Origin of the sequence: Serratia inhibens, assembly GCF_003591175.1 — a bacterium.
Taxonomy (GTDB): Bacteria; Pseudomonadota; Gammaproteobacteria; order Enterobacterales; family Enterobacteriaceae; genus Serratia; species Serratia inhibens.
This window is the reverse complement of the sequence record NZ_QYYG01000002.1, coordinates 640,431-657,375: the sequence shown is the minus strand read 5'-3', so window position 1 is coordinate 657,375 and position 16,945 is coordinate 640,431. Positions and strand designations below refer to the sequence as shown.

The window sequence follows — 16,945 nt, the reverse complement described above, 5'->3', positions numbered from 1 at the left end:
AGGTTTAAAACACCAGCGCCAATACCACGGCCAGCACCAGAATCAACAGGATAAACGCCCCCGCCGGCTTACTCAGCGCATTTTTCAGCGGTTGGGGCAATGAGGCAATCAGCGGATTAAGCAACGGCTGCGGCTCGTCATGGCTCTCGGTTATGGGCTGAGCAGGGCCGGTTTTTTCCAGACGACGGGCGAACAGCTGGTTAACGGCATCGCTCATCTGCGGGTGGGTCAGCGGGGCGCTGGCATTGCAGTTGAAACGTGACTGGCAGTAGTCATTCAACTGTTGCTGTTCCTGCGGGTCGGCCGGTTGTTTTAGTGCGGCCAACAGGTTGTTCAGCGTCGGTGCGGTCTGCGGACTAAGCGCGACTTTGACCTGCAAAAACTGGTTGAGCAGTTGGAAGTGGCGAGCCGGCAGCGGATCATTGGTTTTTACCCCGGCCAGATCAAACAGCCTCTGCCAGATCTTGATCGGCGACTCGCCGGTAGCGGCGCTGAGCTTGGTTACCTGCTGTTGCAGGCTTTGATGCTCGGCAGGCAGCAGTGGACGATCGCTGGTGGCGGTTTGCTGCGGGTGCGGAATGGCCAGGCTGCCGGTCTGCAACAGGTTCAACACCTGCTGCAATTGCGGGTGACTCAATTGGCTCAGTACCGTGTGGCCAAACTGCTGGCGAATAAAATCGCTGACGGCCTGGCGATTATTGCCCTGTGGCAACAGCTCGGTGAGCTGCTGCAACAACTGGCGGCTGGCATGGCTTTGCTGCACTTGGTTCAGGCGGTTTTGCAACAGCTGCTCGGCCGGCTGGAAATGGCGCGCCTGCAGTTCGCTGCTATTATGGTCTGCCCCGAGATCGTGACGCAGCGTGGCCCAAATTTCTGCGGACTTGGCCGGACTGAGCGCCATGATCTTCACGATCAGCTTCTCCAGCGTAGTGCGCTGCGCCGGAGAGAGCGGGCTGTCGTCGGTGGTTGTGGTTTTGCCCGGGTTTGGAGGGCGATCGCTGGCGATCGGGGTGCCCGGTCCACTCAAAGGTTGCATATCACCAGTCCTTCGCTGTGTATCCCCTTCTTACTTGAGGTTGCAGCTGCGTTGATTGTGCAACTTCACCCGAATCACTTACCTGAGTAAGCTTATCGTGATTCACTTGCTTGCCGCCTTGCCGCAACCCCAATTACTTTGGGGAGAAAAAAATCGTCGTACCCGGCGAAAAGCGCAGGTGTGCCCCCATGATACCTGTAAATGGTCGCCATCAATACCGCCCTCAGACATTTCTTTACAGGCAAAATGATTGCTAATCACGTCTGCGCCGCTAAGATAAGCCCAGACTTGGCATTGAGGGCAGCATGGTTAAACAGCAGCGGATTGCGAAATGGTTTTTATGCCTGGCTTGCCTGGTGGTGCTGACCTGCATGACTCAACGCATGGCGGGCCTGCATGCGTTGCAGCAGGCGATGGGCTTGCCCGTTGCCGGCGCCGCACTCTCCGCCACCGATGACGACGCTGCACTTCAGCCCAAGCCCTGCGAACTGAGCGCCAAATCCCTGTTGGCCGCGCCGCCGGTGATGTTCGAAACCCTGCTGTTCGGTCTTGGCCTGCTGCTGGTGCTGTTGGCACCCACCGTGGCCGCGCGTCTGCGTATTCCCCCTCCCAGAGTGATTTCTCCCACGACCCTCAGGGTACACCTCCGATTATGCGTATTCCGTGAATGAGTTAATCGCCCGTCTTGTTTGGTGATTGACTCATTTATGGAGAAAAAACATGTTGAATATCATCAGGTCGGCGCTTGCCTGCCTGTTAATGCTGTGGCAGCCCGCCTTGCAGGCGGCAGACAGCGGCTGGCTGCAAAGCCCGGCCAACGATCACGCCAAAGTGCGGCTGCGCGCCGACACGTCGCACCCTGGGGAGACCCGGTTGCTGCTGGCAATAGAGTTGCAAAAAGGCTGGAAAACCTACTGGCGTTCACCCGGTGAAGGCGGTATTGCGCCGGAGATACGCTGGCAAGGCAACTTGCCGCCGGCTACCTGGTTTTGGCCGACGCCGCAGCGTTTTGACGTAGCCGGCATTTCCACCCAGGGATATCACGATCGGGTTGAACTGCCGATGGTGATAAAGGGAGCCGCGCCGCCTCAACTGGCGGGCACCCTGACGCTGTCTACCTGCAGCAACGTCTGCATTTTGACCGACTATCCGTTCAGTCTCGATCTCGGCGCGTCGCCAGACGCGCAGTTTGATCACGACTTTGCTCAGGCGATGGGAAAGGTGCCGATTGCCGATGGCCTGGTTGATGGCATCAAAGCCGGTTATCAGCGCGGGGAGCTGCAGATCAGCGCCGAACGTACCGCCGGTTGGCGGCAGCCGGAGTTGTTCTTCGATACGCTGGAGGATGCCGATCTCGGCAAACCGCAGGTCAGCGCCGACGGCAACCGGATGTTGGCGCGGGTACCGGTCAGTGATGGCTGGGGGGATACCGCACCGGACTTGCGCGGTAAAACCCTGACGCTGGTCATCAGTGACGGCGGTATCGCGCAGCAGGTGCAACTGCCGATTGGCGGGCCGCTGGCCTCACCGGCTGTGGCTTTTCCGCTGTGGCAGGCGGTACTGATGGCGTTGGCCGGTGGCCTGGTCCTCAACCTGATGCCCTGCGTGCTGCCGGTGCTCGGCATCAAACTGGGCTCGATTTTGCAGGTGGAACTGCGGGATCGGCGCAGCATCCGGCTGCAGTTTCTGGCTTCGTCATTGGGCATTGTCGCCTCCTTTATGGCATTGGCATTGCTGATGACGGCGCTGCGGCTGAGTAATCAAGCGCTTGGCTGGGGCATTCAGTTTCAAAACCCGTGGTTTATCGGCTTTATGGTGTTGGTAACGCTGTTGTTCAGCGCCAACCTGTTCGGTCTGTTTCACCTGCAGCTTTCCTCTTCGCTGAATACCAAACTGGCGACCCATAACGGGAACGGCCTGAACGGGCATTTCTGGCAGGGCGCTTTTGCCACCTTGCTGGCGACGCCCTGTTCTGCACCCTTTCTTGGCACCGCCGTGGCTTTTGCCCTGGCCGCGCCGCTGCCGGTGCTGTGGGGCATGTTTGTCGCCCTGGGTATCGGCATGAGCCTGCCGTGGCTGCTGATCGCCGCCTGGCCGGCGCTGGCGCTGCGTTTGCCGCGTCCGGGGCGTTGGATGAACGCGTTACGGTGGGCAATGGGCTTGCTGATGCTGGCTTCTTCGCTGTGGCTGCTGAGCCTGATGGTGAATCATATTGGCGCAACCCCGACGTTGGCCTTGGGCGGCATAGCGCTGTTGGCTCTGCTGTTGGCGGTATGGCGACGGCATGGCGTGCGTCTTGCTGCCGGATGGGTTGCCGTCACGCTGGTGCTGTTCGGCGTGGCGTTGTTGGCCGGTTCGCTCACCGCCGGGCTGTGGCGTCAACCGCTGCAGGACAACGTGCGCTGGCAACCGCTGAGCGAGCAGGCGATCGCCCAGGCGTTGGCCGAGCGAAAACGGGTGTTTATCGACGTCACTGCCGACTGGTGCGTCACCTGCAAAGCCAATAAATTCAACGTACTGTTGCGTGGCGATGTGCAGAAAGCGCTGAATGCCGAAGACGTGGTCGCTTTGCGGGGAGACTGGAGCCGTCCTTCTGCCGAGATCGGCGCCTTCCTGCAACGGCGCGGCAGCGTTGCCGTGCCTTTTAACCAGATTTATGGTCCGGGCAGCCCTGACGGTGTGGTGTTGTCCCCGCTGTTAACCCGCGATGCCGTGTTGCAAACCCTGTCCGCCGCCAAAGGAAACCAACAATGAAAAAGTTACTGATGTTATTGATGCTGATTGCCGCTCCGGTCTGGGCTGCTGCCCCCTTTACGCCTGAGCAGGAGGTACGCATTAAGGAACTTATCCGTGAAACCCTGGTGTCGAACCCGGATATTCTGGCGCAGGCGGTCGATGCCTGGCAGCAGCAGACTGCCGGCCAGCAGATTGACCAGGCGATTAAGCAAAACGCCAAAGCTTTGTATGAAGACCCAGCCAGCCCGCGACTGGGTGCCGGCAACGCTAAACTGACGCTGGTGGTGTTCACGGATTACAACTGCCCGTACTGTAAGCGTTTTGATCCGATGCTGGAAAAAATCGTCAAACAAAATCCGGAGGTGGCGCTGGTGGTGAAACTGCTGCCGTTCAAAGGCGAAAGCTCGGTCAGCTCGGCGCGTGTCGCTTTAACTGCCTGGCAGCAACATCCGGACCAGTTTTGGGCGTTGCACCAGCGGCTGATGGCGAAAAAGGGTTTCCACGACAGCGCCAGCATCGCCGCCGCCCAGCAGAAAACCGGAGTGAAAGCGGTGGCGCCGAGCGAACTGAGCATGACCACACTGAGCACCAACATGGAACTGGCGGAAAAACTGGGTGTGCAGGGAACGCCTGCGACGCTGATTGGTGACCAGATGCTGCCGGGTGCGGTGTCTTACGAGGAGTTGGAGGCGATAGTGAAACAGCAACTGGCGAAGGTCAAAAATGGCTAGGCTGCGGCGCTGGGGGCGCGAACTCTTGATCCTGCTGCTGATTGTGCTGGCGGTGGTGATGGCGATGGACTGGCTGCGCGCACCGCAGGCACCGGCGGCTTTCGATTCACAGGCGTTGACCACACTGAGCGGCGAGAGGGTTTCACTCGCGCAACTCAGCCGGGACAAGCCGCTGTTGGTCTATTTCTGGGCCAGTTGGTGCGGCGTGTGCCGCTTTACCACGCCGTATGTTGCCAGGCTGGCGGAGGAGGGCGGCAATGTGCTGACCGTGGCACTGCGTTCCGGCGACGATCTGCAGGTTGAACAGTGGCTGGCGCGCAAACGGCTGACGCTGCCGGTGGTTAACGATCCGCGCGGCGAGCTGTCGGCGCAATGGCAGGTAGGCGTCACCCCGACGCTGGTGGTCATTTACCAGGGTAAGGTAGTGCAAAGCACCACCGGCTGGACCAGCTACTGGGGGATGAAACTGCGTCTGTGGTGGGCCGGGCGGTAAGCCCGGTCTATTTTGCGGCTATTACCTCATTAATCGCCCGGCAGAGTCGGGCGATACCTTCCTCAATCAGCGGCGGCGTGTTGGCGGCGAAATTCAGCCGCAGGCCATGCGCGCCATGCTGTTCCCGGGCATAAAAACACTCTCCGCGTGCGAAGGTGACGCCGTGGCGCCAGGCCACCGGCATCAGGGCTTCGTTATCAACCGCAGCGGGCAGCGTCAGCCAGATAAATAACCCGCCCTCGGGCGTTTCAAAGTGGCAGCCGTGCGGCAGATGCTGCTGCAATGCCGTGATCATGGCGTCTCGGTGCTGGCGGTAGATCCGCCCGGCGCGCCGCAGCTGTTTGTCATAACGGCCGATGGTGACAAAGGCGTCCAGCGCCCGTTGGATCAGGTTGGAGCTGGTAAAGCTGTCTACGTGTTTTAACCGTGCTATCTGCTGATATTGCTCGCTGTCTGCGACCAGATAGCCGATGCGCATGCTGGGCAGCAACATTTTGGAAAAGGTACTGACATAGAGCACCGCACCCGGTGCAGCCTGTGCCCGCAGCGACGGCAATTGCTTGCCGTTGTAGCGCAGATCGCCGACAAAATCGTCTTCCAGTATCAGCACTCCGGCATGTTGAGCCAGCGCCAGCAGGCGTCGGCGGCGGGCTTCGCTCATGCAACGCCCGGTCGGGTTATGAAAATTGGGGATGGTGTAAATCAGTTTTGGCCGGTGCTTTTCCAGCAGCGCCGGCAGGTGTTCAACCAGCATGCCGTGTCGATCGCTGGGGACAGTGACGATATTGATCCTGTGCAGACGCAGCAGCCCCAGCGCTTCGGCGTAGGTGGGTTCTTCGACGATCACCGTATCCCCCGGCTCAAGCAGGCTTTGCACAATCAGGCTGATGGCATGCTGCGAACCGTTGGTGATCAGCACCTGTTCTGCGTGGGTGGGGATGCCCTGCGCGGTGAGGATCCGCCCCAGCGTATCGCGCAGCGGGTAGTAGCCGCAGTATTCGCCATAGCCGAAAGCCTCCTCCGCATGGCGGCTAAGCACCGACAGCAAGATCTTGCGGAATTCTTCCTGGGGGAAAACCCTCGGGCTGCCGACGCCGGCGGCAAAGTTGATGATGTTATCCGGCAGCGGTGTGTCGGGGTAACCGTCCAGTCGCGAGGTCAGGGTGGTGAAACGCTCTGCCGGGAACGACGCATCGGACGTCGGCTGCGGTTGAGCAGGCAGCGTGCCCGGATGCAGAACATAGGCACCGCTGCCGCGCCGCTGGCGCAGAAATCCTTTGGACGCCAGTTCGGCATAGGCATTGTCGACCGTCAGCCGACTGACGGCCAGTTCGGCCGCCAATGTGCGGGTGGAAGGCAGTTTGTCGCCATCGACAAATACGCCGCTCAGTATCGCCCGCCGCAGCGCCTCTTCAATTTGCAGATACAACGGGACATCCTGCTGGCGATCTAACGGGATATGCATGGGAAATTGGCTCGGTAAGGGGCGATGATTTTTACTATACCTCATGGCCATCGGCCTTCAAGCGGATAAAAGTGGCCTGCATAACAACGGGGGAAAGTGGCTCTGGCGGCGAAGTTTCGCCGCGTTAGAATCCTTGTCTGAGTCTATTGCCGCAGTTTTTTGAGGGTGTCATGTCATTACCGTCGGGTATTTCAGCAAGGCCGGTTTTCCCCGGTGCGCGTATTTTGCAGGGCAGCAGCCAAGGCTATGTCATAGCCATCATCAGTGCCATGCTGCTGGCCTTCACCGCCATTATTATCCGCGTGCTGACGGAGCATTATCACCTGCCCACCTTCGTGCTGGCCTTTTGGCGAGCGGCATTGGTTGCCCTGGTGTTATTGCCTTTGCTGTTGCTGATCAAACCCGAATGGGCGCGCTTGCAGCCTGCGCAGGTGCCTTTTTATGCCTGTTATGGCTTGCTGCTGGCGGTATTCAACAGCCTGTGGACACTGTCGGTAGCTTTGAACGGCGCGTCGGTGGCGACCATTCTTACTTACTGTTCGGTAGGTTTTACCGTATTTCTTGGTTGGATGATGTACAGCGAACGGCTGAACCTGCGCCAGATGCTGGTGATTGTGGTTAGCCTGGGCGGCTGTTTCCTGGTCAGTAACGGCGACAGCATGGGCAACACCCATTTCAACCTGCTGGGGCTGTTGATCGGCATGCTGTCCGGAATCGGCTATACCCTTTACACCCTGGGAGGGCGGGTAGCCACTGAACGGCGCTATCCTGTGTGGAACACCATTCTGTATGTGTTTGGCTTTTCGGCGATTTACCAATGGCTGTTCAACACCGCGCTGACGCTGTTTCCTTTGGCGGCATTTCAGGGGATGACCGGCTCTTTGTGGTTCCTGTCCCAGGGGGCGCAAGGTATTGAGTGGAGCGGCTGGTTGTTGCTGGTGGTTCTGGCTGCCGGGCCGACGCTGCTGGGATTTGGCCTGTACAATATCAGCCTGAAAACCCTGCCGTTGGCGGTAGCAAACCTGATTTTGTCGCTGGAGCTGGTGTTCACGGCGGTCATTGCCTATTTCCTGCTGGGGGAAAACATGAACCAACTGCAACTGCTGGGCAGCGCTCTGGTGATGGGCGGGGTGTTGATGTTGAAGACGAAGACGGCTCAGGCCTGATTTGTTACCCTTATGCTTCGCTGGAGAGGCAATCATGATTAACAATCCAAGATTAAAAAAGGCGATCATCGCTTAATCGGGCCGTGTTTGGTGAACGAAAACACGGCCACAGATCTCGTTCCGTGGCTCTTGCAACCAGTAAAAGAGAAAGCGCCATGTCTGAAAAACACTGGTCCAAAACAGAACTGCTGCACCAGACGGTGACCAACCCCAACATTATCGTCAAGGGAACCCACAGCTATTACAGCGACTGCTGGGATAGCGGGTTCGAACGCTCCGTCGTGCGTTATTTACACGGCGACGCGGTCAGCCAACAGTGGCCACCGTTGGGGCCGATAGACCAATTGCTGATCGGCGATTATGTCTGTATAGCCGCCGAGGCGGTGATCCTGATGGGCGGCAATCATACGCACCGTATCGATTGGCTGAGCCTGTACCCGTTTATGGCGAGCATCCAGGCCGCTTATCAGCCGAAGGGCGATACCCGGTTGGGCGACGGCTGCTGGATAGGCATGCGGGCGATGCTGATGCCGGGCGTCACTATTGGCGAAGGGGCGGTGGTAGCTGCAGGCAGCATAGTGACTGCGGATGTCGAACCTTACGTCATCGTGGGCGGCAACCCGGCGCGGCCGATCAAGCGGCGATTTGCTCCGGAGACGACCGCACGGCTGCTCGCGCTGCGCATTTATGACTTGTCGGCGGAGGATTTTGCCCGCGTGCAACCTTGGCTGGCCGATAATGATATTGCCGCCCTGGAACGGGCGATAAACGACATTAAGCGTTAAAACTGAAATGGGCGGGGTAATATCCCCCGCCCATTTTACTTACTCGGCCTTCGCCGTTTCTTCCACCGTGCGGCGTTTTCGCACTATACGCAGCAACAGCGGCAATACCAGCACCGCTACCGCCAATACCAGCAGCGTTTGCGCGATACCGCTGCTCCACAGAATGCCAAAATCCCCGTTGCTGATAGACAGCGCGCGGCGCAGGTTCTGTTCCAGCATTTCACCCAGCACGAAACCCAGGATCAGCGGCGACATCGGGAAGTGCATTTTGCGCAAGATATAACCGAATACTCCCAGCCCGACCATCAACAGCAGGTCAAAGGTGGTGCTGTGCACCGCATAAACGCCTACCGCAGACACGGCGGCAATCGCCGGTACCAGGAACCACAGCGGGATGGTCAGCATGCGGGTAAACAGGCCGACCAGCGGCAGGTTCATGACCAGCAGGATCACGTTGGCAATCAGCAACGCGGCGATCAGGCCCCAGACAATGTCCGGCTGCTCGGTGAACATCGCCGGGCCTGGCGTGATGTTGTACAGCGTCAGCGCGCCCATCATCACCGCCGTGGTGCCGGAACCCGGTACGCCCAGCGTCAGCATCGGAATGAACGAGCCGCAGGCCGAAGCATTGTTGGCGGCTTCCGGCGCCGCGACGCCGCGAATATCCCCCTTGCCGAAGGTCTCGCTGTTGCCGCTGATTTTCTTTTCGGTCATATAGGTGAGCGCACTGGCGATGGTGGCACCGGCGCCGGGCAGAATGCCGACGAAGAAACCGATCACCGAAGAGCGCAGCGTCGGGCCAACGCATTCGGCGGCCTCTTTGCGGTTAAACAACAGGCGACCGGTTTTACGCACCAACTTTTGTCCGCCGCTGGTGCTTTCCAGCATCAGCAGGATTTCGCTGACCGAGAACAACCCGATCACCACTACGATAAACTGCACGCCGTCGGAGAGATGCACGCTGTCGAAGGTGAAGCGGTAAACGCCGGTGTTGGCGTCTACGCCGACCGTCGCCAGCCCCAGGCCAATCAGCGCCGCCAGCAGCGACTTCAGCGGGTTTTGGCTCATCATGCTGCCCAGACAGGCGATGGCGAACACCATCAGGGCAAAGTACTCCGCCGGGCCGAACGCCAGTGACCAGCGCGCCAACAGCGGAGCGAACAGGATAATGCCGCCGATGGCGATCATCGAACCGACGAAAGAGCTGACCGCCGAGATCGACAACGCCACGCCGGCGCGGCCCTGTTGCGCCATCGGGTAGCCGTCCAGCGCGGTCATGATAGCCGCCGCATCGCCGGGTACGTTAAGCAGGATGGACGAGATGCGGCCACCGTATTCGCAGCCGATATAGACTGTCGCCAGCAGGATCAGCGCGGACTCGGCCGGCAGCTTGAGAGCAAACGCCAGCGGCAGCAAGATAGCCACGCCGTTGATCGGCCCCAGCCCCGGCAGCAGGCCGACAATGGTGCCGACGAAGCAGCCAATCAGTGCGATAATCAGGTTCTGCGGCACCAGCGCCACCTCGAACCCTTGGGTTAAATACATCCAGGTTTCCATCATCGCCCCCGTTAGCTCAGCCAAACGCCGAGTGGCAGTGTTACGTCGAGTAATTGGTCAAAGGCGTAATACAGTACTCCACCCATGATTACGCCGGAGATTGCCGCCGCCGGCAGGCTGGCCTGGAACAGCAGGCCAATGCTGAAGGTCAGCAGTGCGGTGGCCAGCGGAAAGCCCAGCCATTCGAAGCCCCAGGCGTACAGCACCAGCGTGATCACCAGCACCAACAGGCGTTGCATCACCTTGTTGTGCGGCCATTCGACGGCCTGCGGTTTGTTCAGCAGCAGCAGCGCCGCGCACAGCGACATCAGGCTGAGGATGGCCAGCGGGAAGGGGCGTGGCCCCAGCGGTTCATAGCTGTATTCGCTCTGAATGCCCCAGCCGATAAACAGGCCGCCGATACACAGCAGCAACCAGAAACCGGCAAAAATGCGATCGCTCATGGTATTTCTCCCGGTTATTTAGCCAGGCCGAAGACTTTGGCCTGCTCGCGGTACTGATTGACCTGGTTTTTCACGTAGGCATCCAGTTCCTTGCCGGCCAGGTTGAATTCAAACAGGCCACGCAGGTCGCGCTGCTTTTTGAATTCGTCGGTTGCCGTCATTTTCTGGAAGGTGTCGAGCCACCATTGATACTCTTCTTCGCTGACCTTGGGGCCAACGTAGAAACCGCGGATGATCGGCCAGATCAGATTGAATCCCTGCTCTTTGGCGGTCGGCACGTCGGCTAACTGGCCCGGCAGACGTTGTTCGGAATACACCGCCAGTACGCGGATTTTGTCACCCTGCAGATAGGGCACCATTTCGCTCAAATCGCCGGACACCGCCTGAATATGGTTGCCGAGCAGCGCGGTGACGGGTTCGCCACCGCCTTCGAACGCGACGTAGCGCATCTTGTGAGGATCGACGCCGACCTCGCGCGCCAGCAGGGCGGTTTTCATCCAGTCCTGGCTGCCGATCGAGGCACCTGCACCGAATACCACGCTGTTGGGATCTTTCTGGAAGGCGTCCATCAGGTCTTTGAGGGTTTTGTACGGCGAGTCGGCGCGCACGGCGATCATGCCGTAATCGGTGCCGACGGCGGCCAGCCATTTCACGTCATCGACGTTGTACCGGCCGAACTTGCCTTGCGAAAGGTTAAGCAGAGAGCCGCCGGAGAAGGCGACCACGGTGCCGAATTCCGCCGGGCGCTGAGCGACGATGGCGTTATAGGCCACCGCGCCGACGCCGCCTGGCATATAGGTGACGCGCATCGGTTTGTCGATGGCCTTGGTTTCCTGCAGCGATACCTGGATCAGCTTGCAGGTCAGATCAAACCCGCCGCCGGGCTTGGCGGGGGCGATGCATTCGGTGCGTTTCGGCGCTTCTACGGCAAATGCCTGATTGGCCGCCAGCAGCAGGGCGGTTGCGGTCAGAGTACGGGTGATTATTTTTTTCATTGCTTTCCCCAAGGTGTTTTTCTGTCGGAGTGAATCCCCGCCGATACGGGTTGCTGAATTGTTAAAACAACAACCTTTCATTTACCTTTCAACCGAGGGAAAAGTTTTCGGGATGTGATAGGCGTCTCCTGTTGCTGGGGAAAAGAGGTGAATGCGCCAGCGTCGATGACGACGAACGACTCTGTGCTGCAATTGTGTACCAGCTCTCAAAACGGGTTCTGCGCAACCCTTCTATCGCACCGCCTTCCATGCCATTCTGCTGTTATAAAGATGTTAACAATCCGACAAATCAATGGAATGGAAAATGCGGCTACTATTGGTAGAGGATCATCCCGAGTTATCCCACTGGTTGCAAAAGGCGCTGACCGGCGCCGGTTTTGCCGTGGACGTCGCGCCGGACGGGCTGGCGGCAGATCATCTGTTGTTAAACGAATGCTATGCGCTGGTGGTGCTGGACGTGGCGCTGCCGCGCCTGAATGGGCTGGATCTGCTGGCCCGTCTGCGCAAGCGCGGCCAGGACCTGCCGGTGCTGTTGTTGACCGCCAGAACCGACGTTGCCGATCGGGTCAAGGGGCTGAATCTGGGGGCTGATGATTACCTCACCAAACCCTTTGAACTCGATGAGCTGGAAGCGCGCATTCGAGCGTTGCTGCGGCGCAGCATCGGCGTGACCCGGCAGGCGCTGCAATATGGCGCGCTGACTTATCATGATGAAGGCTATTTTCAACTGGATGATAAACCGCTGCAGTTAACGCCGCGCGAACTGGCGGTACTGACCGCTCTGATCCACCGGCGCGGTCGGCCGGTCGCCAAGCAACAGCTGTTTGAACAGGTGTTTACCCTGTCCGACGAGGCCAATCCCGAGAGTATTGAGCTGTACGTGCACCGGCTGCGGAAAAAGCTGCAGGGCAGCAACGTGGCGATCGTCACTCTGCGCGGTCTGGGCTACAGCCTGGAGCTCTGCAATGAGGTGGTTTAACGCGCCGCGATCCCTGTTTTATCAACTGCTGCTGTTTTTCGGGTTACCCTTGCTGGTACTGGGCGGCATCTCTATATACACCCATTACTTCAGCGCCATGAACGCCGCCACCTTGGCTTACGATCGCACGCTGCTGGCATCGGCGCGCACCGTGGCGGAGCGGCTGGTGGTGCGCAATGGCCGCCTGGAAGTGGATGTGCCCTATGTGGTGCTCGACAGCTTTGAGCGCAACATGAACGATCAGCTCTATTACGAAGTGATCTCTCCGCAGGGCAAAAGCATTTCCGGTTATGACGATCTGCCGCCGATGCCGCCACATATCCTGCGCTCCAGCTTGTACCCGGCACTGGTGCATTTCTATGATGCCGAATATGGCGGCCGGTCGATCCGCGTGGCTGCGCTGTTCCAGCCGGTCAATGAGTCCGGCGTCATGGGCATGGCGACGATCCTGGTGGCGGAAACGCTGGAGTCGCGCCGTTACCTGGCACGGCAGATGATGCTTTCCGCCTTGCTCAGCCAGGGGACCGTGGTGGTGGTGACGATGATTCTGGCCTTCGCCTTGCTCAAGCGAGTGCTAAAGCCGATGCGCAAGCTTTCCGGTATCATGCTGCGGCGCGATCCGGGCGAACTGACGCCGTTGCCGATGGTGTTGCCCTGGTCGGAAATGCAGCCTCTGCTGCTGGCGTTCAACCGCTATATCGAACGGCTGCGGGTAATGGTGGCGCGTCAGGAGCGTTTCAGCGCCGACGCCTCTCATCAACTGCGCACGCCGCTGACGGTGCTGAAAACGCAAGTGGGGGTGGCGCTGGCCAGCGATAAGCCGGAGCAGTGGCGGGAAAGCCTGGCGGCGATGAGCGTCACGCTGGATAACACCGTGGCGCTGACCGATCGTCTGCTTTATCTCTCGCGGCTTAAAGCCCATGAACATCATGCCGATCGCAAGCTGCAACCGGTGAATTTGGCGCAGGTGCTGCGCGATGCCTGTTTTTCGCGCCTGCCGCAGGCGCGCAGCAAGCGCATTGATTTAGGCTATGAAGGAGAGTCGGTATGCTGGGTCGGCGGTGAGGCGCTGTTGCTCACCGAGCTGTGCGCCAATCTGCTGGATAACGCGCTGAAATATGTGCCGAATCAGGGCGTGGTCACCGCTCGTCTGACGCTCGATAAGCCGGCCGGGGAATGCGTGCTGGAAATTGAAGACAACGGCCCGGGCATTGCGCAGCAGGATACCGCGCAGGCGCTGCAACCCTTTCATCGGCTGGATAACGTGGGCGATCAGCCCGGCGCCGGGCTGGGGCTGGCGCTGGTCAGCGACATTACCCGTTATCACGGCACCCGCCCGGAGCTGTTGACCTCGGTCGCGCTTGGCGGCCTGCTGGTGCGGGTGCGTTTTCAACTGCTGCCTTAGGACCCCACTTCGGGCGCTGAAGCTTTTGCCTTGCGCCCTAACGGCGTGCGCAGGCGTTGCGACAAAATTACGCCCAGCAACGTGACGCCGCCGCCGATCAGATGATAGCTGTGCAGCTGTTCATGCAGGAACAGCACGGCGATGACGGCGGTAAATACCGGCGACAGGTTCATAAATATCGACGCGGTATTGGCACCGAGGCGAATCACGCCCTGGATCCACAAGAAAGGTGCGATGATCGAAGCCGGGATACCGGCGAACAGCACCAGCGGGATATTCTGGCTGTTCAGCCCGACATCCTGCGCCATCAGAAAGTTCGGCAGCAACAGCACGACACCGAACAGGATTTGCACATACAGCGACTGCCAATTAGGCAGAGCAATCATCCAGCGTTTGGTCAGCACGCCGTACAGCGCATAGGAAGCGGCGGCGGCGAACATCATCAGTTCGCCCTTGCCGATGCCATGTTGCAGCAGCTCGCCTGGATGGCCGGCGCTGACCAGCCAGATCAATCCGCCGAATGACAGCACGCTGCCGATCGCCACGCCGACGGTCGGCGCAATGCGCAACAGCACGATGCTGATCAGAATGGTCAGCAGCGGGATCAGCGACACAATGATACCCATAAACAGCGCGCTGACGCTGTGCGCCGCATAGTAAGCCAGGCTTTGGTAGAGCACCATGCCGAGCAGGCCAAGGGTCAGCAATTTCCACCCGTTGGCGCGCACTTCCCGCCAATTGCGGATCACGCCGGGTAATACGAAGGGGGTCAGGACGATCAGCGCCAGCAGCCAACGGTAAAACGAGATGGCGGCCGGATCGATAGCGGTGGCGGAGAGTTTGCTGACGACGGCGTTGACAGACCAGATCAGCACCGCCAACAGCGGGAAGAGCATATTCACGATGATTATTCTCAATAACGACGGACATGCTGGCTAGTCTACTCGTGTCCGGTTTATTATATATAGCGATATCCAGACAATATTTTGTGTCAACAAGACAAATCACGGTGTGCAACCATGTCAGAAATCCGTCACTTTCCTGAAGCCTTGATCCCGGCGCCGCGCCCGGTGCAGTTTCGTTGCGAGGAGTTTAATGCCCGCACGGAATTCCAGCCGCACAGCCATCGCTGGGGACAACTGATGTGGGTGAAAGCCGGGGTGATGGTGATGAAGGTCGGCAATCAACGTTTTCTGGCTCCACCGGAGTTTGTGCTGTGGGCACCGGCGGGGATCGAGCACTCTTGCTACAATCAGCGGCTGGCGCAGTGCCGCATGGTGGATATCATGCAGCCGCTGTGCGTCGGGCTGCCGGCCGAACCCTGCCTGGTGAGCGTGACGCCAATTTTCCGCGCCATCGCCGAAGATTTTTACGCACGCAAGCAATATATCCCGCATGGCAAGCAGGATTTGCGTCTGTGCCGGGCGCTGATCGATCAACTGCATCTGTCGCCGGTCCAGCAAGCTTATTTGCCGTCGTCCGAAGATAAACTCCTGGCACCGGTGCTGGAAGCGCTGGAGCATTGCCCGTCGGACAACACCTCGCTTGCCGTCTGGGCCGCCCGGGTCTATACCACCGAACGCACCCTGTCACGCCGCTGCCGGCAAGAGCTGGGCATGTCATTCAGCGAATGGCGGCAGCGGTTGCGTTTTCTGCATGCCGTTTCGCTGCTTGAACAGGGCAAAACCGTGCAGAACGTCGCGCTGGAGGTGGGATACAGCTCGGCCTCGGCGTTTATCGTCATGTTTCAGCAAATCGCCGGCAGCACCCCCGAACGCTTTCGTCGGGCCTGATTCGGTGGCACACTCTTTCCCAGATAACCTCTTCATACTTGACGCCGCCTCTGTGTTGGCTGCGAGCACTCACCCCAGTCACTTACTTGAGTAAGCTCCTGGGGACTCCTGCTCTTGCCGCCTTGATGCAACGCCAATTATTTGGGGTATAAATAGCCGTAAACCGTCGGAGCAACAAGTGAAAATCCTGGTTGATGAAAATATGCCGTACGCGGCTGAATTGTTCAGTCGTTTGGGGGAGGTGCAAGCGGTGCCTGGCCGCCCGATCCCGCGAGATGCGCTGGTGGATGCCGACGCGCTGATGGTGCGCTCGGTGACTAAAGTGAATGAAGATTTGCTGGCCGGTACCCGTATCGGTTTTGTCGGCACCGCCACCGCCGGCACTGACCACGTGGATGATGCCTGGCTGAAACAGCAGGGCATCGGGTTTTCCGCGGCGCCAGGCTGTAACGCCATTGCGGTGGTGGAATATGTGTTCTCTGCGCTGATGCTGTTGGCCGAACGCGACGGTTTTCAGTTGCGCGATAAAACCGTCGGTATTATCGGCGTGGGCAACGTAGGTTCGCGCCTGGATGCCCGGCTTAAAGCATTGGGCGTACGCACGCTGCTGTGCGATCCGCCGCGCGCCGAACGCGGTGACGCCGGGGAGTTCTGGCCGCTGGAAAAACTGGTGGCGGAAGCCGACGTGCTGACGTTCCATACGCCGCTGAATAAATCCGGCCCCTATCACTCGCTGCATCTGGTTGATGCCGAGTTGCTGGCGGCGCTGCCCGACAACCGTATCCTGATCAATGCCTGCCGTGGCGAAGTGGTGGATAACGCCGCGCTGCTGCAGGCGCTGGAAAAAGGCAAAAAGCTGAGCACGGTGCTGGACGTTTGGGAGCCGGAACCGGAGCTTTCGTTGCCGTTGCTGGCGCGGGTGGATATCGGCACCGCGCATATCGCCGGTTACACGTTGGAAGGCAAGGCGCGTGGCACCACTCAGGTGTTCGAGGCCTTCAGCCGCCATGTTGGGCGACCACAGCAGATTGAGCTGGCCTCGCTGCTGCCGGTACCTGAATTCAGCCAGATCCAGCTGAACGGGCCGCTGGATGAAGGCAAATTAAAACGATTGATGCACTTGGTGTATGATGTGCGCCGCGATGATGCGCCGCTGCGCAAAGTGGCAGGGCAACCGGGCGAGTTTGATCGCCTGCGCAAGCATTATCAGGAGCGCCGCGAATGGTCCTCGTTGCGCGTTCAGTGCAATGACAGCGCCAGCGCTGAGCTGCTGCACAAGCTGGGTTTCAGCGTGCTGTAGAGGTCGGCATGCCGGCTCCCTGCAAGCAAGGCGCAGTACCCAATACGTAAGGTTGCCTTAA

The 16,945-nt window shown here is 59.4% G+C and carries 16 protein-coding genes; 10 read left to right on the top strand and 6 right to left on the bottom strand.

The features are described 5' to 3' along the window. Positions 1 to 4: 4 nt before the first annotated feature. Positions 5 to 1,036, bottom strand: coding sequence for a flagella biosynthesis regulator Flk (gene flk / locus D4100_RS12105; RefSeq protein WP_065506389.1), 1,032 nt, complete (start codon positions 1,034 to 1,036; stop codon positions 5 to 7). A 305-nt stretch (positions 1,037 to 1,341) separates the two neighbouring features. Here flk and D4100_RS12095 point away from each other — a divergent pair, with 305 nt between their 5' ends. The 4 genes from D4100_RS12095 to D4100_RS12080 are packed head-to-tail and all read left to right on the top strand — an operon-like array spanning position 1,342 to position 4,996. After that, entirely contained in the window at positions 1,342 to 1,707 is a 366-nt protein-coding gene (locus tag D4100_RS12095) for a copper resistance protein (protein WP_065506388.1), read from the top strand. Positions 1,708 to 1,756: 49 nt separating this feature from the next. After that, on the top strand, positions 1,757 to 3,790 hold the full coding sequence (locus D4100_RS12090) for a protein-disulfide reductase DsbD family protein (protein WP_119804440.1): 2,034 nt from the start codon (positions 1,757 to 1,759) through the stop codon (positions 3,788 to 3,790). After that, positions 3,787 to 4,503 (top strand): DsbA family protein, encoded by a 717-nt coding sequence (locus D4100_RS12085; RefSeq protein ID WP_119804439.1) that lies wholly within the window; start codon positions 3,787 to 3,789, stop codon positions 4,501 to 4,503. Before D4100_RS12090 ends, D4100_RS12085 begins: the two co-directional genes overlap by 4 nt. Next, a complete protein-coding gene (locus D4100_RS12080) occupies positions 4,496 to 4,996 on the top strand; it encodes a protein disulfide oxidoreductase (RefSeq protein ID WP_065506385.1) in 501 nt (166 codons plus the stop codon). The genes D4100_RS12085 and D4100_RS12080 overlap by 8 nt, the downstream gene beginning before the upstream one ends. A 7-nt stretch (positions 4,997 to 5,003) precedes the next feature. Here D4100_RS12080 and pdxR read toward each other — a convergent pair whose 3' ends face one another. Next, a complete protein-coding gene (gene pdxR, locus D4100_RS12075) occupies positions 5,004 to 6,461 on the bottom strand; it encodes a MocR-like pyridoxine biosynthesis transcription factor PdxR (protein ID WP_119804438.1) in 1,458 nt (485 codons plus the stop codon). Between the two features lie 170 nt (positions 6,462 to 6,631). Here pdxR and D4100_RS12070 point away from each other — a divergent pair, with 170 nt between their 5' ends. Beyond that, on the top strand, positions 6,632 to 7,627 hold the full coding sequence (locus tag D4100_RS12070; RefSeq protein ID WP_119804437.1) for a DMT family transporter: 996 nt from the start codon (positions 6,632 to 6,634) through the stop codon (positions 7,625 to 7,627). 155 nt (positions 7,628 to 7,782) lie between these two features. Then, positions 7,783 to 8,412, top strand: a complete 630-nt coding sequence (locus D4100_RS12065; RefSeq protein ID WP_119804436.1) for a CatB-related O-acetyltransferase — start codon at positions 7,783 to 7,785, stop codon at positions 8,410 to 8,412. Between the two features lie 39 nt (positions 8,413 to 8,451). Here D4100_RS12065 and D4100_RS12060 read toward each other — a convergent pair whose 3' ends face one another. From D4100_RS12060 to D4100_RS12050, 3 genes are read right to left on the bottom strand one after another with little or no spacing between them, the layout of a single operon-like run. Continuing rightward, complete coding sequence (locus D4100_RS12060) at positions 8,452 to 9,969, bottom strand: tripartite tricarboxylate transporter permease (protein WP_119804435.1); 1,518 nt, start codon at positions 9,967 to 9,969, stop codon at positions 8,452 to 8,454. An 11-nt stretch (positions 9,970 to 9,980) separates the two neighbouring features. Continuing rightward, complete coding sequence (locus tag D4100_RS12055) at positions 9,981 to 10,412, bottom strand: tripartite tricarboxylate transporter TctB family protein (protein ID WP_065506380.1); 432 nt, start codon at positions 10,410 to 10,412, stop codon at positions 9,981 to 9,983. A 14-nt stretch (positions 10,413 to 10,426) separates the two neighbouring features. Further along, on the bottom strand, positions 10,427 to 11,407 hold the full coding sequence (locus D4100_RS12050) for a Bug family tripartite tricarboxylate transporter substrate binding protein (RefSeq protein ID WP_065506379.1): 981 nt from the start codon (positions 11,405 to 11,407) through the stop codon (positions 10,427 to 10,429). 304 nt (positions 11,408 to 11,711) lie between these two features. Here D4100_RS12050 and tctD point away from each other — a divergent pair, with 304 nt between their 5' ends. Both tctD and D4100_RS12040 read left to right on the top strand, forming a co-directional pair. After that, positions 11,712 to 12,386, top strand: a complete 675-nt coding sequence (gene tctD, locus D4100_RS12045) for a transcriptional regulator TctD (protein WP_119804434.1) — start codon at positions 11,712 to 11,714, stop codon at positions 12,384 to 12,386. Further along, positions 12,373 to 13,791, top strand: a complete 1,419-nt coding sequence (locus D4100_RS12040; protein ID WP_119804433.1) for a sensor histidine kinase — start codon at positions 12,373 to 12,375, stop codon at positions 13,789 to 13,791. The genes tctD and D4100_RS12040 overlap by 14 nt, the downstream gene beginning before the upstream one ends. On the opposite strand, the gene D4100_RS12035 is transcribed toward D4100_RS12040, so the two are convergent. Next, on the bottom strand, positions 13,788 to 14,687 hold the full coding sequence (locus tag D4100_RS12035) for a DMT family transporter (protein ID WP_065506376.1): 900 nt from the start codon (positions 14,685 to 14,687) through the stop codon (positions 13,788 to 13,790). The genes D4100_RS12040 and D4100_RS12035 overlap by 4 nt on opposite strands. A gap of 123 nt (positions 14,688 to 14,810) precedes the next feature. Here D4100_RS12035 and D4100_RS12030 point away from each other — a divergent pair, with 123 nt between their 5' ends. Continuing rightward, entirely contained in the window at positions 14,811 to 15,584 is a 774-nt protein-coding gene (locus D4100_RS12030) for an AraC family transcriptional regulator (RefSeq protein ID WP_119804431.1), read from the top strand. Positions 15,585 to 15,762: 178 nt separating this feature from the next. Then, positions 15,763 to 16,884 (top strand): 4-phosphoerythronate dehydrogenase PdxB, encoded by a 1,122-nt coding sequence (pdxB, locus tag D4100_RS12025; protein WP_119804430.1) that lies wholly within the window; start codon positions 15,763 to 15,765, stop codon positions 16,882 to 16,884. Positions 16,885 to 16,945: the final 61 nt, after the last annotated feature.

What these genes read in the sequence shown, in the direction of transcription:
- pdxR (WP_119804438.1), bottom strand. Translation starts at nt 6,461, where the DNA reads ATGCATATCCCGTTAGATCGCCAGCAGGATGTCCCGTTGTATCTGCAA.
- D4100_RS12095 (WP_065506388.1), top strand. Translation starts at nt 1,342, where the DNA reads ATGGTTAAACAGCAGCGGATTGCGAAATGGTTTTTATGCCTGGCTTGC.
- D4100_RS12030 (WP_119804431.1), top strand. Translation starts at nt 14,811, where the DNA reads ATGTCAGAAATCCGTCACTTTCCTGAAGCCTTGATCCCGGCGCCGCGC.
- D4100_RS12050 (WP_065506379.1), bottom strand. Translation starts at nt 11,407, where the DNA reads ATGAAAAAAATAATCACCCGTACTCTGACCGCAACCGCCCTGCTGCTG.
- D4100_RS12035 (WP_065506376.1), bottom strand. Translation starts at nt 14,687, where the DNA reads ATGCTCTTCCCGCTGTTGGCGGTGCTGATCTGGTCTGTCAACGCCGTC.
- D4100_RS12040 (WP_119804433.1), top strand. Translation starts at nt 12,373, where the DNA reads ATGAGGTGGTTTAACGCGCCGCGATCCCTGTTTTATCAACTGCTGCTG.
- D4100_RS12090 (WP_119804440.1), top strand. Translation starts at nt 1,757, where the DNA reads ATGTTGAATATCATCAGGTCGGCGCTTGCCTGCCTGTTAATGCTGTGG.
- D4100_RS12065 (WP_119804436.1), top strand. Translation starts at nt 7,783, where the DNA reads ATGTCTGAAAAACACTGGTCCAAAACAGAACTGCTGCACCAGACGGTG.
- D4100_RS12060 (WP_119804435.1), bottom strand. Translation starts at nt 9,969, where the DNA reads ATGGAAACCTGGATGTATTTAACCCAAGGGTTCGAGGTGGCGCTGGTG.
- flk (WP_065506389.1), bottom strand. Translation starts at nt 1,036, where the DNA reads ATGCAACCTTTGAGTGGACCGGGCACCCCGATCGCCAGCGATCGCCCT.
- tctD (WP_119804434.1), top strand. Translation starts at nt 11,712, where the DNA reads ATGCGGCTACTATTGGTAGAGGATCATCCCGAGTTATCCCACTGGTTG.
- D4100_RS12055 (WP_065506380.1), bottom strand. Translation starts at nt 10,412, where the DNA reads ATGAGCGATCGCATTTTTGCCGGTTTCTGGTTGCTGCTGTGTATCGGC.
- D4100_RS12070 (WP_119804437.1), top strand. Translation starts at nt 6,632, where the DNA reads ATGTCATTACCGTCGGGTATTTCAGCAAGGCCGGTTTTCCCCGGTGCG.
- D4100_RS12085 (WP_119804439.1), top strand. Translation starts at nt 3,787, where the DNA reads ATGAAAAAGTTACTGATGTTATTGATGCTGATTGCCGCTCCGGTCTGG.
- D4100_RS12080 (WP_065506385.1), top strand. Translation starts at nt 4,496, where the DNA reads ATGGCTAGGCTGCGGCGCTGGGGGCGCGAACTCTTGATCCTGCTGCTG.